This window comes from Tenacibaculum sp. Cn5-46 (genome assembly GCF_022347705.1).
GTDB lineage: Bacteria > Bacteroidota > Bacteroidia > Flavobacteriales > Flavobacteriaceae > Polaribacter > Polaribacter aiptasiae.
Window position 1 is genome coordinate 96,955 of the sequence record NZ_JAKRGD010000004.1, and the last position, 16,650, is coordinate 113,604.

Sequence of the window (16,650 nt, forward strand, 5' to 3'; positions counted from 1 at the left end):
TTCGTTAAAAATCAAAAGACAGTGATCATTAGTTCACTGTCTTTTTTACTACTGCTGCTTCTTTTGTTTTCTAATTAAATTCAACTGTAATAGTATTTTACTGAGGTACTTTTGCTTTGTAAATTACCGCAGTGTCTGTTGTTTTTATTTTGTACTTACTGCCTGCTTTGAAAAATACAGACTCTCCTTTTTTAAGATATAATGACGATTTTTCTTCTAAAACATCCACTTCTCCACCAATCACAATTAAAATCTCTACTGTTTTTGCTTCTGACTTATAAATTTCTCCTTTAGAAAGATTGATCTTACTCAGTTCAAAATCTTTTGCTTCTGTAGTATACACGCGCTCTAAACCATCTTCTTGCAAGTCTCCCAATAATATATTTGGAATAGTTTCTTCAAAAAGTACATGCTTTAAAAGTTCTGGAACATCCACATGTTTCTGTGTCAACCCACCTCTTAAAACATTATCAGAATTTGCCATCAGTTCAATGTTTTGCCCTTCTAAATAAGCATGTGGCATCCCTGCTTTCTGATAAATCGCTTCTCCTTCATTTGCTTTAACGATATTAAAAAAGTAGATTGAAAAAATCCCTCTGTCTAAATCGTTCTTATCAGTCGAAGTCGCTACAGCCTTAGCTGCCCAATAATCTGGCGAACTTTTTTCTAATTTGTTTTCCTTATACAAAGGCATTATCCTGTCAATTAAAGGAGCTAACATTGTATTAGTTTCCTCTTTTGACTTTTCCATCACATTCTTGTACAAACCAAAATATCCTTGGGTTTCAAAAATGCTAACTAAGTCGGCAAACTCAGGCGTTGCCTTTAATACTTTCATCAGTTTTTCTTCTGATAAAAAACCGTGCAACAACCAAAATTCACTCAAAGCAACCATAATTTCTGGCTTATGGTTATCATCTTTATAATTTCTATGAGGTGCCGTTAAGGGTATCCCCAATTCGTTTTCGTATTTAAATCCTTTTTCTGCTTCAATTTTACTAGGATGAACCTGAATTGACAACATCTTATTTACATCTAATACTTTGAATAAGAAAGGGAGTTTCCCATAGGTATCAACCGTTTTTTTGCTCAAGCACTTTTTTAAGTTTGCTTTTAAATACTCCCTTAATGATAAGTTTCCTTGCGATGTTTTAATTACCGAAGGTGCTTTGATATGAGCTCCAAGCCAATATTCAGCGGTTTTTACATTGGAAATTTTATTGTTCAACAATGTTGAAATATACTTTTTTCCTCCCCATGCATAGTTTTGCACTTTTCCCTTAAGGGCAAACATGTTAAACGATTGTGATGTATTACTTATCATAACACTATATGCTTTTTAAAGCTCAGAATTTCATCAATTGAGAAGATGTCTCTTAAAATTCTACTTTTCTTTCTATTCTTAAATAAATCAGTTCCTAGTTTAATTTGAGTTTTCAATGCTTTAAAATAGCTTAGCATGTTGGGTCTCATATAAACTATATAATCAATATCTGTTCTGCTAAATAAATATCTAGCACCAGCTTTAACAGCTGCATTGATACCTTTATTCTTTTTAATATCTAAAATTGATATGTCAATTTTCGCATCATCTCTAATTACCTTTAAGGCTCTTAGTGTATTATCTTTACTTCCATTGTTGATAAAACATATTTCGGAATCACTTTTTACATTAAATAACTTTGCCATTTCATACTCAATAATTTCTTTTTCGCTATTACAAAATAATATCAGGATTCCTACTTTCATATATTCTACGGATTTTAAGGATTAAAGAAAAACGACTTAATGCTAAACTTAGGCTGCGTGACGTTTTTCGTGTTTTTTATGTTTTTTTTTCTGTAAGACCAGGCTATTTGCCCTAATTGCCCTATAATTCTAATTGAATCTCTCATTGATAATTTAGAACCATCTGCATGTACCCATCTTTTCAATGGTTGCTCACACATCATTTCTCTGGCTTTATCTATTTTGTAGTATCTCTTTACTCTTAAAAAGATTTCTACATCAAATAACCATTTGGTAATAAATTTTTTATCGAACGCTATATTGATTACATCTCTATGGAATATTTTTGCCCCACACTGTGTATCTTTAAAGTTCATTGATAATATCTTTCTTATGATATAGTTTATCGTTAAACTTATAATTTGTCTCGCTGATTGCTTTGTAATGTTAGCCCCCATTCTACTAATTCTAGAACCGCTAACAATTTTAAAGTCTGAATTTTCTATCGTGGTTACTAAATCGTCAAAATCAGATAAGTCTGTAGATAAATCTGCATCTAAGAAACCTATATAATCTAAACCTTCATCTTCTGCCAAATGCAACATTCCCAATCGTACGGCTTCTGCTTTCCCCCCATTCTTTTCACAGTCGTAAACGCTAATAAAATCTTCTCTTCCTTTTCTAAGATTATTTAATACATCTAATGTTTTATCGGTACTACCATCATTGACAAAACACAATAAGTATCCGGTATGTTTATCTATAAAGTTGATAAACTCTTTACTTAATAATCTTTCTTCTTCGTTATAACAAGGAATTACCACTCCTACACATCTTTGCTGAATAATGGTATCGTTAAATACTTTTTTATCAGCTCCTTTTTCTGGTACTCCTATTAATCTTTTAACTCTTGCACAAACCTCATTTAAACTTAAAGGCTTTTTCATATAATCATTTATCCCTAAATCAAAACCTTCTGTTATGACATCATCATCAGTATTTCCAGATAGCACCATTACAGGGACATCAGATTTTTTTACTTCTCTTATATGCTTTATTACTCCTAATCCAGAAATTGTAGGCATGTTCATATCAACAATCACTAAATCTGGTTTAAATGAATCAAATAATTCAATTCCTTTCACAGCACTAATCTCAGTTTGAATTTCGTACCCTAGTTCCTTTAATCTATTTTCTAAAGGAATTAGTACTAATCTTTGATCATCTATAGCTAAAATCTTCATATATAATAGGTTGTTTGATGGTTATAGTCAAAAATAACTTTGATTGCAATAAAAAAAGTTTATTTTTACTTAAAGAGACAGTTTCCTTAGATGAATGGTTCTTTACTATAGATGAATTAAAAAATAAAGCGTTTAAATTCATTTATATTTACATAATTGCAAATGATTAACCCGCTAAATGAGAGGTACTTCTAATAAATTTTTAATTATCGCCATACTGCTTGGAGTAGCGTTCCATGGTACTGCTATTTTCTTTACTTTAGAAACCACTTACGATGCTTTAATTCATTTATTTTTTGCTGAGCATTATGCTAATAGTTGGTTTGAACCTTGGAACTATAAATGGTATACTGGTTTTACTGTAATGAGTTATCCTCCTTTGGTTCATCAAACCATGGCTGCCTTATCCTATATTGGTGGATTAAAGTTTGGGCTTTTTACACTTGCCATCATTGGAGTTATATTATTTGCAACAGGAACCTATCGATTTTCCTACTTAATTACTTCAAGTAAAAAAGCAGCTGGATACGCTTGTATTTTGGCCATGTTTTCATCTTCTTTTGTGGAAACGCTTCATATTTTCGGACAGTTGCCTAGTATTATGGGAATATCCATTCTAATGCATGCAATGCCCGAAATTTATCAGTGGTTAAAAACTGGTCGATATAAATATTTATTTACTTGTTTATCTTTAATTTCTGTTACGGTTACTTCCCATCATGTTACTCCTATTTTCGGAATGGTTTTTTTCATTTTTCCTTTGATAGGTATGGTTGTAATGGATGCTTGTAGAGAACAAGTAGAAACCTCAAAAGAAATAACCTTTAAACTATTTTTACAAGTATTTTTAAAACTCTTTAAACGAATTATTGGTTTTGGTTTTCTTTCGTTAATGACTATTATTTGTTGTTTACTGCCTTATTGGATTAACTCTAAGAAAAATCCGATAACTCAGGTACCAATTCCACATGGCTCAAGAGATAACTTTTTAGAAGTAACTTCTTCTGGTTTAGTATTTTTCACCATTCCTTGGGGAATATTACTTTTTATTTTGCCTTATATATTTTATCGTTATTACAGCAAGCGATATTTATTCTTTGGAATTTCAATTACTATGCTAACGATATTAGGTACTGGAGGAACTACCCCACTTCCTAAAATGATGTTAGGTGATAATGCTTTTAATATTCTTACGCTAGATAGATTTACTTTATGGGCATCCATAATGTCTATACCGCTTCTTGGAGAATTTACATACCGATTTGTTGAAGGTGATTTAAAGGAACTCATTCAAAAAAAATACGGTCCTCTTTATCATAGAGTTATTGGCGGATTTTTAGCCAGTTTATTTATAGGAACTGTAGTTTTCACCATGAGTTTAGGTTACTTTAGACCTTCACAACCGCAAAAGATTAAAATGCTACCTATTGTTAACTTTTTAACGCAAGATCAGCACGATCAATGGCGTTATTTAACTTTAGGTTTTGGTGATCAAATGGCTTGGCTTGGTGCTCAAACAAAAGCCTTAACTGTAGATGGAAATTATCATTCTGCAAGACGTTTACCCGAATTGACTACTAGACCAATTGAGCGTTTAGAAAATTCAAAATTTAAAGGAGTCGCAGGAATTGGATCTTTACAACAGTTCTTAACAACTCCTGCTAAATATAATTTGAAATACATTTTTTCTAACGATAAATTTTACGATCCCATTTTATATTTCTGCGGTTGGCAACGTTTACCTCAGTTAGAAAACGGTATTATGGTTTGGGAGCGTTTAAACATTCCACCAATGTCGTCCATCCTTCCTAAAGAAGATGTAGGTACTTGGCAAAAAATATTATGGGGCACCGTACCTTTTTTAACTTTTATTATAGCGCTATTTCTTAATACTAGATTGTTTTTTTCCAGGTATATAAATCCAAGAAAGTACATTCGTTCGGACTATTTAAAATTTAAGAATGATTATACTAAATTTTCAAACAATCTTCTACGAGTATCTCACGTTTGGGCAGTTATTTTAATAATCATATTCGTTTATGGTTATTATATATTCCATATGAAAAACGATTCGCAACGTTCTCCTCAAAATGTCGTTGCTGCCTATTATGATCATTTAGACTTTAAACGATTTATAAAAGCACATAAACTTATTAGTCCTAAAAGTAATGTCGCTCTAGACCAATACATGTTAGAAATTTCTGTTACCGATGGTTTATTAAGTTCTTATGCTAAATTGGATGCCTTAGAATCTACTGTTATTAAAAGTACTGACAGTTTAGCTACCTTAAAAGTAGACACCAAATGGATTACTCCTTTGGAAAAGGTTAGCTTGACTGATTATAAAACCGCGGTAAAAGAAAATGGTAAATGGTATTTAAAACCTGAACCTATAGATTTAGACTTACCTCCTGATCAGTTATACTCTAATAATAAAACCGCTTATTTTAATCAGGGAAGAAAAAGGATTACTACAGAGCAAACACATCACGAAGATGTTTTGAAACAACCTGTATTAGAAATTATTGAAGCTAAATTGGTGAAATATAAAGATCAGTATTCAATAATTGGTGAAGTACAAAACATTGATAATGTTCCTGCCGATGTTGTTTTAAAAGGAACGTTGTATAACGATGATAATAAAGAGCTTGCTATATATGATGCTAAATATCATATGAAACATAAATTGATGCCTAAAGAAATTACTTCATTTAGAATAGATTTTGAAGGGATTGCTTGGACAAAAATACAAGACTCTATTCCTAAAACATTTAATCCAGATGAGTTTACTCCTATTGAGTTAGAAGAGCAGCCTACTAAGTTTAACATACAAGCTGCTGGTAATGTTTCGGGTTCTGATTTATTTAAAAATGTGGTGTTAAGTGATCTTTTTATTGAAGGTCAAAAAGTTAGTGGAAGTTTATTTAATAGTGGTATTCAAGAAATTACAATACCTCAGCTCATTATTACTTACTACAATGAAAACAAAGACATTGTATGGGTAGATCAAATGTTTGTAGACGCTGGTATTAGACAACAACGAAAGCAATATTTTAAATATAATTTAGTTGACGATTCTGAAGTAGAAATTATTAGTACCGATATGGACTACTGTTATGTAAATGGATTACCTAACAACAACATTGCTGATGAAATAGTACCTAATAGAATTGAAAAACACACAGTTAAGGAACTTCAAAAAATTGATCATCCTGTTTTTAGTTTTGTTAAAATTGAAATGAATATTTATATTGGAGCTCCTAAATGATGCCTATAAAAAACATATACTTTTTACTACTCAGTATTCTTATACTTTCCTTTAACGAAAGTGTAAAAAAAGTGAATGGGCCAATAACATTATTAACTACTTCAAAAGAATTTAAAGCTGGTAGTAAAATTTCATTAAGCTTTTCTGGTATTGAAAATGATTCTATTAAGTTATACTGTTCTAATAGTTATGGTACTACTCTATTAACATCTTCTAAAACAGAAAATAATCAAACCCAATATATCTTTCCTGAATATATTAGTAATAAAATTGGTACGGTTAACTGGAAACTTTTAACCGATGATACAACGCTTTCAGGAAAGTTTATGATAACTCGTAAGCAACAACCCGTAAGTTTAGAAACTTATCTAGGTCCTCCAAGTATTGAAGCTGGCGGGAAAGATTACGCCATGATGGTTACCATTCCTACTGATGTTTTAGACAATCCTATTAAAAACAATACTAAAGTAACCTTACAATATCAGTTTTTAGCTTCGGAAAGAAAAGAACAAGTTTTTACTAAAAACTTAATTGCTTATAAAAACATTTATTCTCCTAAAAAAAGTGGAAGAATGTTATTATCTTCAAACTGCTTAAACTTAGATTCAAAAGAATATAATTTAAGCATTATGCCAGCTATATCTGTAAACTTTGAAATTTTTGCAGAAAGACATCATGAATATGCCGATGGAAATCAAATTACCACTTTTACTACTTCTATTTTAAAAGACAAACATGGTAATGTTGTTAGCGATGGTAGCTTTGTTGAATTTTTTATAACCAATTCTGAAGGAAATATTTTAAAAACAACAGGAACTACAATTAGAGGAATTGCTACCGCTCAAATGATTCATCCCGATCATGAAGAAAATTGGTCGATAAAAGCCTATGTAATTGGTATTTCTGAAAGTAATGTATTAAAAATTAGGTATAAAAAAATTATACACGATTTTAATGTAACCTTTTCTGAAAATAATAGAACCATAAAAATAGGCCCTATAAAAAGCTTTATGAACCAAATGATTCCTGATGGTTTAGAAGTACGTTTAGAAATTTACAGAGGTGATACAATTCTAGACGAATATTTAAAGGAATCTCGAGAAGGTTATGTTCGCTTCCATTTAAACGAAAATATATTTAAAAATGGGACCTATAACTTAAAGATAAAGTCGGCAGGTATTACTCAAAATTTTAAAGATAAAAAGCTATGGTAAAAATTGACAAAAATATTATGAGAGGCATTATTGTATTATCATATACACTTAGTGTTTCTGTTTTGATATTTCTTATCAGTTCGGCTTTTACTTATCTAAATACGGGTGCTGACAGAAGTAAACTTCTACATACCGAAGTAAGAAAACTAGATCAATATTTACCTAAAACCATATGGAAGTCTGATGGAAATGAGGGACGTTATGTAGATCCTCAAACACTTGGTGAAGTTGAAAATGATTATTTAGATGCCTGGTATGTACGACATGTAGCTTATAAATCGAATAAAACAGTTGGTATTGACGATTATTATACTGATAATGCTAGAAAGAACTTATTCAGTTTTATTGAACAAAACGCAAAGAATAACATTTCAATAGAATCCACCACAGTTGAACATCATCCTGATATTCTATTTTTTAGTGAAGATGGACAATTAATTGTTTTAAAAGATGAAAATGTAGTTGAGTACAAGAAAATTTATCATAATAAAAAGTTGATTTCTGAAATTACAGAAGTATCAAGTTATAAAATGATTTTATTGTTAGAAGATGGTTTTTGGAGGATTCGTCATTTGGTGAAAGAGAATACAGATACTTATAACGAACCTAAGAATGATGCTTCTTTAAAATATGCTAACATAAAAGGTATTAACTATTACCCACAAGCAACACCTTGGGATATGTTTGGTAAAAAGTTTGATATTGAAATCATAAAAAAGGATTTTAAAATTATAAAGGATGCTGGGTTAAATACTATTAGAATTTTTGTTCAGTATGACGATTTTGGCAAGGCAAAAGTTAAATATGAAAAGCTCGACAAACTAAAACAAGTACTGGATAATGCTGAAAAAGCAGGTATTGATGTCATAGTTACTTTATTTGATTTTTATGGAGACTATAGTACTTTAGATTGGACTTTAAACCATAGACATGCCGAAAAGATTGTTTCAACATTTAAAGATCATAAAGCAATTATGGCTTGGGACGTTAAAAACGAGCCTAATTTAGATTTTAAATCCAGAGGTAAGGAAAATGTAATTGCGTGGCTTAAAAGCATGATTACACTTATAAAATCTATAGATACAAAACATCCGATTACCATTGGGTGGTCTGATGCCGATAGTGCTCCTATTTTACAGGATGAAATCGATTTTATTTCGTTTCACTATTACAAAGAGTTGAATAAATTTGAAAATGAGTTTTTAAACTTAAAAGAAAAAATCAAGAACAAACCTATAGTACTTGGAGAGTTTGGAGTTTCTTCTTACGGTGGATTTTGGAGACCATTTGCAGGCTCGGAAAAGAAACAAGCACTATATTACAAAAAAATGCAAGAAGTCTTGAAAAAGCATAAAATTCCGTTTATTTCATGGACTTTGTATGACTTTAATAAAATTCCTGCTTCGGTAGTTGGAAGACGTCCTTGGAGAGTATATCCTCAAAAGAAATTTGGTTTCATAAATAAAGATGGCCAAAAAAAGCCATCTTTCGCGCATATATCAGAATAACATATGTTATCCTTTTAAACAATTAAATCTCTAACGTATACTTCTTTTTTAGCCATAATAGACTCAAATTCTTTCATATACATGTCTGTTATCCTTTCCATAGGAAAAGCAGTAGCTGCTTTGTAATTAGCTTTTCCTAAAGCAACTCTGTATAAATCATTGGTAACTATTGTTTTGATTGCATCGGCTAAACTAACAACACTTTCAGGAGCAAAAAACTCTCCCAAATAACCTTCATCTTTTACTAAAGAAGCTAAATCTCCCAAATCTGGCATTACAACAGCTTTACCATAACTACCTGCTTGGTGTAATACTCCAGAACTTCCTGTAGTTGATGTATATGGGAACACTACCACGGCACTATCATTAAAAATACCTTCAACATCTTCTTCTTCTACATAACCTGTAAAAGTTAACTGTGGTACATCCTTGTATTGATTCTTTACTCCTTCTAAATAACCTGGCACATTAGGATTATCTGTTCCTGCTATTACTATTTCTAAGTCTAAACCTGTAGCTTTTCTTACTTTCACCACAGCTTCAATCATATTCTCTACTTTTTTATAAGTTCCGAATTTTCCAAAACTCATAATTTTCATAGGTCCTTCTGGTAGTTCATAAGAAGGCTTTTTAGCTACTTCAAAAGTTCCATGTGGTATATTCATTACATTGTTAGTTCCATATTTTGAGTCTAAAATATCTACATATTTTTTCATGGTAACTGCAACTGTATCGGCTTTCAAAATTAATTTTGTTAGCGTTTTACCTATAAGATTATAGGTTTTTTGTAGAATTTTGTTTGAAGTAAAACCAGCACTTTCCAAATCAACTTGTTCCAAAATATTATGCAACAAAACTATGGTTGGTATTTTCTTCATTTTACATATCCAAGGTAACATTAACCCTAAAGCTGCTGCTACTTTTTTATCTCCAAACTTCATAAACTGAAGATTGAATAAAATAGCATCTGGCTTTGTCTTGTTAATTGCTTTTACAACCGAGAATATATTTCTATAACTATTAAATTTCCAGCATTCTTTTACTGTTATTTTACATCCTTTTTCTGTAAAGTTTAGATCTTTCTCTTTTGGAGTTTCATCTACCAATAAAATCAACTCTGTTATTTTCTCTTTCTGACGAAAACTTTTAACTAAATGATAAGCATACTCATTTAAAGTTACTTTACTTGGCGGGTACGAAGTTACAATGGCTAATTTCATCTAATTTAGTTTTAAGTTATTATATAAATTTGGCTTTTAAATATTAGAAACAACGGTATAACCAGTTTAAATACCATTATGTGTAGATAAAAGGAATAAAAGCTTAGATATTCTGCTGATTTAGGAATCCTTTTCTATTTTCCAAAAAGAAGAAAAACAGCTGTACAAATAGTAGTAAAAACATAGCTATAATCTGTACATGTACTACCTGGGCTAAGTCTTTATGAAAAAGGACAACTAGTACTATTTGTAGCATTCCGAAAATACCTGACAATACTACTGGAATATATTTTTCTAACGATAAATAATAATAAGCAAATATATTAGACAGTGCAAAGATACCCGTGGCTAGTGCATACTTCCATAGTAGTGGTGTTACGCTTAAATAATCACCTCCAAATAATATCTGAATAATTGTATTTGGGAATAAAAAACAAGCAAATATTATTGCTGCAGAAATTACTGAAATATATCCTACATATTTTAATAAAACTGTATGAGTAGACTTTCCTTCTTTTTTTAGTTGAACTACTGTTGGTAATAACATCATTACAAACATCCAAGCTATAAAATATACTACTCTACCAATTAATGCTAACGACGCATATAAACCTGCTTCATAAGCTTCAAAATAATGTTTAACGAGTAATATATCGCTATTATTAATAATAATTTGAGTTAGTTCGTAAAAAGCTGTGATAATAAAAAAGTTACGCACTAACTTCTTCTGTGAGTCATCTAAACTTACAGATTTGAAGAAAGATATGTTTTTTAGTTTATATGGAAATAATCCAAAAACAAAAGAGCATAAAATTCCTAATGCAATTATGATAGACGATTCTATATTGAGTATATATAATAATCCTAGAGTAATTAACAACCTACTTATCATTTCTGATTGATAGGTTATTGCCAAAGAATTAAATAATTTTTTCCCTTGAAAAACACCTCTATTTATACTCATCATAAAATAAAAAGGCACCCCTATTCCAAACACAACAAACATATTGCTTGTTTTGGTTTTGAAAAAAGCTTGAAGTTCTGGGGAAAAAATTACGATGAGTGCTCCAAATATAATCCCTGTAAAACAGGCACTCTTATAAACGTTTGATATAAACGTATTAAAAGCATCTCCTTCAAAAACGATAGCAAACTTGGCTGTTACCAATTGAAATGTCATAGCTATGAATGAAAGCACTAGTAAAAAAGTGATCATAATTGCTGCATCTGCAAACATTTCAGGTCCTAATATTCTACCTAATAATAAATTGTATAGATAATTTCCTCCATTTACAAAAAGAGCACTTATCATAAATAAATGCTCTTGGGAAATTTTTATTTTTACTTTTTTTGATAATACAATCAACATTCTTTTTCAATTTATATTACTATGATATACCAAAATTGTTAAGATGTTTGAATGCACCTTTGTATCCAACTGTTAGGAATTTTTTTCGCTTTTTTAATGCAATAGCTATCAATGTTTTTATTGCATCCATACCAGCCATATCAATCTCTTTTACTTTATCCATGTTTATGGTTACGCTTTTACTCTTTGATATGTAATGTTCGAAATAAATTATAAAAGATCTAACGGTAGAACAGTTAATTCTTCCATTTAAGTAATAAACCCCTTTTCTTTCTAAAATTTGTAAAGCCATGATAAAAAAGTTTAATTGGTTAATAGTGAAACAAATATCTTTCTTATATTTAAAAAAAAATGTAATTATCGTTGAAAGGCAATTTCCTTTCGATGAATGGTCAATAACAAATGCTTAAAGCGCATTTATTAAAAAAAGGTTATGATTTTAAAAAAAGTCCCCCACATCATACTTCTTTTTATGAGTATTTCTGTGGTTTCACAAAATATGAAAGAAGGTTTTACTTACTTAGAAACTGGAAAATATAAACAAGCCGAAACTTTTTTTAAAGAAATTTTAGGAGACTATCCTACCAATAAAACTGCAAGACTTTGTTATGGTAGAGCCGTTGGTTTAAATGGCGATGCTAAAAAGGCTAAAACCATTTTTATCAACTTATTAAAAGATTATGAAAATGATTTTGAAGTAAAGTTAAATTACGCTGAATCTTTACTTTGGGACAAAAGTTTTTCAGATGCAAAATCCTATTATAAAAAATTAATTGATGAAGATTCTAAAAGCTTTTCTGCATTACTAGGTTATGCAAATACCTTATCAAACTTAAAAGAGTATGAAGATGCTATTGTATATATAAATAAAGCTTTAGCGGTTTCTCCAGGGAATCCTAATGCTTTAACTTCTAAAAAATTTATTTACTTAGGATATGCTTATCAGCAACAACAATTACAAGACTATCCTAAAGCTGAAAGTATTTTAAAGAAAAACTTAACTTTTTTTAATAACGACAAACAAACTTTATTCAACCTAGCCAATCTATACCTAATTGCAAATGAATTGGATAAAGCAGAAGAAATTTATACTCTCTTAGAAAAAAAAGAAGAAAGTAAACTAGCTGCTTTAAATGGTTTAGCATTAGTTTCTCACTTAAAAGGAAAAGAGCCTGATGCTTTAAATACTAGTAAAAAAGCTTATAATTTATTATCAGATTCCTCTTCTCCTACTATAATTCAACAAACAAAAGAGCGTTATGTTCAAGCATTAATTTGGAATAAAAAATTTAAAGATGCTGAAAGTTTAATCAAAAATCTAGTCAAAGAATACCCCAATGAAAACTGGGTACTATCTTTAAGGGCAACTCTTAATATTTATAGAAGTGATTTTGAAAAAAGTGTTGCTGATTACAATTTGATTTTAGAGAATGATAGCTCTTCTTTTGATGGAAACCTAGGAAAAGCTAATGCTTTAAAAGCGCTGGGTAATTATGATAATGCTTATAAAAGTGCAGAGAATACTTTAGTTTTTTATAAAAATCAAAAAGATGCTAGTAACTTTATTAAAAAATTAGATGAAAGTTTTACTCCATTTATAGACAACAAAGCTTCTTACTCTTTTGATAATGGTGACAACGAAGCCTATTCTTATACTGCAAAAATTGAATTCCCTTTATCTACAAGATTTAAAGTTCTAGGGAACTACAACTTTAGAACCACAAAAAATACCGTTAGCAATATTAAAGCTACTTCAAATAACTTTTTAGTAGGAATTTCTTATGATTTATTAGGTAATTTAAATTTTAGCGGAAGTGTGGGGATTACTTCTTCAAAAGCAGAAACGAAAAGCTTTAATCAGATTTTAAGTGATGTTTCTTTTAACTACAAACCTTTTAAACTTCAAAACTTAAAAGTAGGTTATAAAAGAGAAATTCAAAATTTTAATGCGGAGCTTATCAATAGAGAAATTGTTCTAAATAATTTTTATGCTAATTATAGTTTAAACACAAACTTTAATGTTGGATTATTCTCTCAATACTTTTACACAACTCAAAGTGATGACAATGCTAGAAATTTACTTTTTGCCTCTTTGTATTATAATATTATGAATAAACCTTCTATAAAAGCTGGTTTCAACTTTCAAAATATATCATTCAAGAATCAAGTTCCTGCTATATATTTTAGTCCAAGTAAGTTTAATGCTTATGAAGTTTTTGTAAACATTATACGAAATGAAGTTGCTATTAAAAGTGAGGAATGGTTTTATGAATTAACAGCTGCTACTGGTTTCCAGTTCATTGAAAATGATGCAAAACAAAGTACTTATAGAGTTCAGGCTAAACTGGGTTACAAAATATCAGATCGTAGTTTGGTAAATATATTTGCTTCTCAAAGTAATATTGCCTCTGCAACTGCTTCTGGGTTTCGTTTTACAGAAATTGGAGTTCGTTTTAAATGGTTACTCTTAAAGAAACCTATATTCAAGAAAAAAGAGCAAAAGAATTAACTTTTGCTCTTCAAAACTTAAACTACTTTGGAATTAATATCTCATTTTTAATTAATGAGTAATTTTAATGTGCTATACTTTTTTGAATCGCTTTCAATTCTGCAGATATACATTCCTGACATTAAATCTTTTCTTCCTATTGGAATTAAATTCTCTCCTACTTTTGTAGTGTAATTTGTTTTATAAACCAATTGGCCTAAGTAATTATATATATTTAACTTTACTTCTTCATTAATTTCTGATGTGAAATAGATATTACCTGAATTGTTTATTGGATTTGGTAATGCTAAAACCTTGTTATTAAACTCAACTACTTCTTCTACTATTTGCTCAGCTTTTAATCCGAACGCTACATCATTTACATTCATTTCAAATGGAACATAAGTACTATAATCTCCTTGTAATGAGAATACAATTGTTTTTACATCTGTAATATTTCCTGGTTTTCCACTTTTGTCAAGAAAATCATTAAATGAAATACTGTATTCTTTTTCAAATTCGTTTGCTGGAATTTTAATTCTTAAACGGTTATCCCAATCTGTTAATCCTTCTTGTACTAAGATTACTTCAACTGACTTTGTATTTTGGATTTTAAATTGAATAGACTCATACTCTGATACATCTAATGTTTGATCTCCTGGTAATACATGTCTAAACAAGTTAATGGTTCCTTTTACTTGCCCGCTTACTGAAGGCTCTCTTTCTATTTGATAAATATTTTCGTCGTAATCTTCATCATTATTTTCTACAATGAAAGAGCTTACATTTACATTTTCTTCTAAATAATCAATTCCCCAAGGACCGTCTGCTAAATATAAAGCATCTTGCTGCTGTGATAAGTTTGTACTTAATGAAAATCCAACATCAAATAATTGACCTGTAGGAATAACTACTTCATCTTTCCAAGTACCTTTCAAGCTAATTACTTCTGACATGTTTGTTTTATCTGCCACTTCTGTTTTAGATAATACTGCTTCAAAATTCATAGAACTTGCTTTAACTTTGTTAACTATGTTTAAATGTAAGTTTCCATTTTTATAGTATCCAGAACTAACAAATACTGGTGGTACAACATCTTCTAACGATGTACTAACTAAAGGCTTAATATTTGTGAATGTATCTAAGATATGGTTACTCAATGTAAATACTTGTGAAAAAGAGCTACCCCATACTTGAAAATTATAATAATCGCCATTAGGATACTGTTCAATATTCCAAAAACTATATAATTCATTCGCTGCATCTCCTAACTTCACTGAAAATCCTAATGTATACTCTACTTCACCTGTAGCCCTTTTTATTTTTGAACTTATTATTTGATGCCCTCTAACTTTTACTGTTCTAATATCTTCTAAAACCGAGTTATTTAACCTATCACAAATTTCTTTTGAATGATCGTATACTTTTCCTTCTGTTGCAGTTGCTAAAACTGCTGATATTCTTTCTTCTCCTGTATATAAGTCTACTGAAAATACTTCTTTAGCATTGGTAATTCCTAATAAATCTGTTGGAGTTGATACATATGCTTTTTCAGATCCATACATTCCAGTTTCTGGTAAGAAAGCTTCAATACTTGATGGATTTGCTCCTTTTGCTAGTAACAATTGTTTCTTTTTGTATCTTTTTTGTAATGCTTTTTTGTTTAAAAGATTACCCTTTTTTTCACGCTTGAAGTTTCTCTTAGCAATTAAACTTGCTAACTTTCCATTACTTTCTAATCCTCCATCATGCGCTGATGTTACATCTGTTGCACTAGATACATCTGCAAAATTTGTAGAAGTAATTGCTGAATATGGATTTGCTGTTACATAAAAAACTGCATCGTTAAAATCGTTATCACAAGAACCATAATCTCTTCTAATATCTTCAAAACCTAAGATGATTCTTTCATTATCTGGATCATTTAATAATACATTATGGTGTCTTAAATTTTCATCTGCTTCAGGGTTATAATCTGGATTAGAATATACTTTCCAATATCCGTTCATAACTGTACTATAGTTAGCACTCCATGCATTTGCTAATAACACCCAACCAATACCAGTTCCTGCTGGAAATGTTCCTATTTTTACTTTATCTCCTACTTGAAGTCCACCTCCACTACCTAATGCAGATGCATTTGGAAAAATAATAGTAATATCTTCTGGTGCTGGTGCTGTAGGTGATGGATTGTTCACATCATATGTATAAAATCCTAATACATTTCTATATCCTGCTCCTTCACTAACAAAAGTTACATAAACATCTGCTTCTGCAGTTAATTTTAAATCTGTATCATAACCAGAAGAAATATAATGTGGATTGTAATCTGGCACAGGGTAGCTTTCAGGAATTGAGTTACTAATCATTTCTAATGTTTCTACAGATACATCATCTCCTGGGCTTTCTAAATAAAGAGGAGTTCCATTTGATGTAAACTCTCCTAAATACTGGTAATTCTGCGCGTAGATATTCGCCGTCGTTATTAGTATTAATAATGTAAGTAATATTTTCTTCATAGTGCTTAAGTTTTAATGTTATACTGTAAAATTAGGCACTTATTAGACTGTTTTCTTAAATCTTCGCTATGTAGAACTTAAGAGTAGTTTAA

At 30.2% G+C, this 16,650-nt stretch carries 11 protein-coding genes; 4 read left to right on the plus strand and 7 right to left on the minus strand.

Going from position 1 to position 16,650, the window contains the following annotated elements:
• Positions 1–97: 97 nt before the first annotated feature.
• From manA to MHN29_RS09525, 3 genes are read right to left on the minus strand one after another with little or no spacing between them, the layout of a single operon-like run.
• Positions 98–1,324 (minus strand): mannose-6-phosphate isomerase, class I, encoded by a 1,227-nt coding sequence (gene manA, locus MHN29_RS09515; protein WP_239176073.1) that lies wholly within the window; start codon positions 1,322–1,324, stop codon positions 98–100.
• Positions 1,321–1,749 carry a glycosyltransferase gene (locus MHN29_RS09520; RefSeq protein WP_235274833.1) on the minus strand — a complete coding sequence of 143 codons (429 nt, stop codon included), beginning with the start codon at positions 1,747–1,749 and terminating at the stop codon, positions 1,321–1,323. The genes manA and MHN29_RS09520 overlap by 4 nt, the downstream gene beginning before the upstream one ends.
• 14 nt (positions 1,750–1,763) lie before the next feature.
• The gene (locus MHN29_RS09525; RefSeq protein ID WP_235274832.1) at positions 1,764–2,972 is read right to left on the minus strand and encodes a response regulator; all 1,209 of its coding nucleotides are present in this window, start codon (positions 2,970–2,972) and stop codon (positions 1,764–1,766) included.
• Between the two features lie 178 nt (positions 2,973–3,150).
• Here MHN29_RS09525 and MHN29_RS09530 point away from each other — a divergent pair, with 178 nt between their 5' ends.
• From MHN29_RS09530 to MHN29_RS09540, 3 genes are all read left to right on the plus strand, one after another.
• Positions 3,151–6,240, plus strand: coding sequence for a hypothetical protein (locus MHN29_RS09530; protein ID WP_235274831.1), 3,090 nt, complete (start codon positions 3,151–3,153; stop codon positions 6,238–6,240).
• A 71-nt stretch (positions 6,241–6,311) separates the two neighbouring features.
• Positions 6,312–7,454 carry a hypothetical protein gene (locus tag MHN29_RS09535; RefSeq protein WP_235274830.1) on the plus strand — a complete coding sequence of 381 codons (1,143 nt, stop codon included), beginning with the start codon at positions 6,312–6,314 and terminating at the stop codon, positions 7,452–7,454.
• On the plus strand, positions 7,448–8,962 hold the full coding sequence (locus MHN29_RS09540) for a cellulase family glycosylhydrolase (RefSeq protein WP_235274829.1): 1,515 nt from the start codon (positions 7,448–7,450) through the stop codon (positions 8,960–8,962). Before MHN29_RS09535 ends, MHN29_RS09540 begins: the two co-directional genes overlap by 7 nt.
• A 14-nt stretch (positions 8,963–8,976) precedes the next feature.
• Here MHN29_RS09540 and MHN29_RS09545 read toward each other — a convergent pair whose 3' ends face one another.
• The 3 genes from MHN29_RS09545 to MHN29_RS09555 form a co-directional block, all read right to left on the minus strand.
• Positions 8,977–10,182: a glycosyltransferase gene (locus MHN29_RS09545; protein WP_235274828.1), complete on the minus strand. Its 1,206-nt coding sequence runs from the start codon at positions 10,180–10,182 to the stop codon at positions 8,977–8,979.
• 103 nt (positions 10,183–10,285) lie between these two features.
• Positions 10,286–11,551, minus strand: coding sequence for an oligosaccharide flippase family protein (locus MHN29_RS09550; RefSeq protein WP_235274827.1), 1,266 nt, complete (start codon positions 11,549–11,551; stop codon positions 10,286–10,288).
• Between the two features lie 19 nt (positions 11,552–11,570).
• Positions 11,571–11,843 carry an STAS domain-containing protein gene (locus MHN29_RS09555; protein WP_235274826.1) on the minus strand — a complete coding sequence of 91 codons (273 nt, stop codon included), beginning with the start codon at positions 11,841–11,843 and terminating at the stop codon, positions 11,571–11,573.
• 141 nt (positions 11,844–11,984) lie between these two features.
• Between MHN29_RS09555 and MHN29_RS09560 the strand changes: the two genes are divergently transcribed.
• Complete coding sequence (locus MHN29_RS09560; protein ID WP_235274825.1) at positions 11,985–14,060, plus strand: tetratricopeptide repeat protein; 2,076 nt, start codon at positions 11,985–11,987, stop codon at positions 14,058–14,060.
• Between the two features lie 47 nt (positions 14,061–14,107).
• Here the strand turns inward: MHN29_RS09560 and MHN29_RS09565 are convergent, their stop codons facing one another.
• The gene (locus MHN29_RS09565) at positions 14,108–16,558 is read right to left on the minus strand and encodes a DUF4114 domain-containing protein (protein ID WP_235274824.1); all 2,451 of its coding nucleotides are present in this window, start codon (positions 16,556–16,558) and stop codon (positions 14,108–14,110) included.
• Between the last annotated feature and the right edge of the window lie 92 nt (positions 16,559–16,650).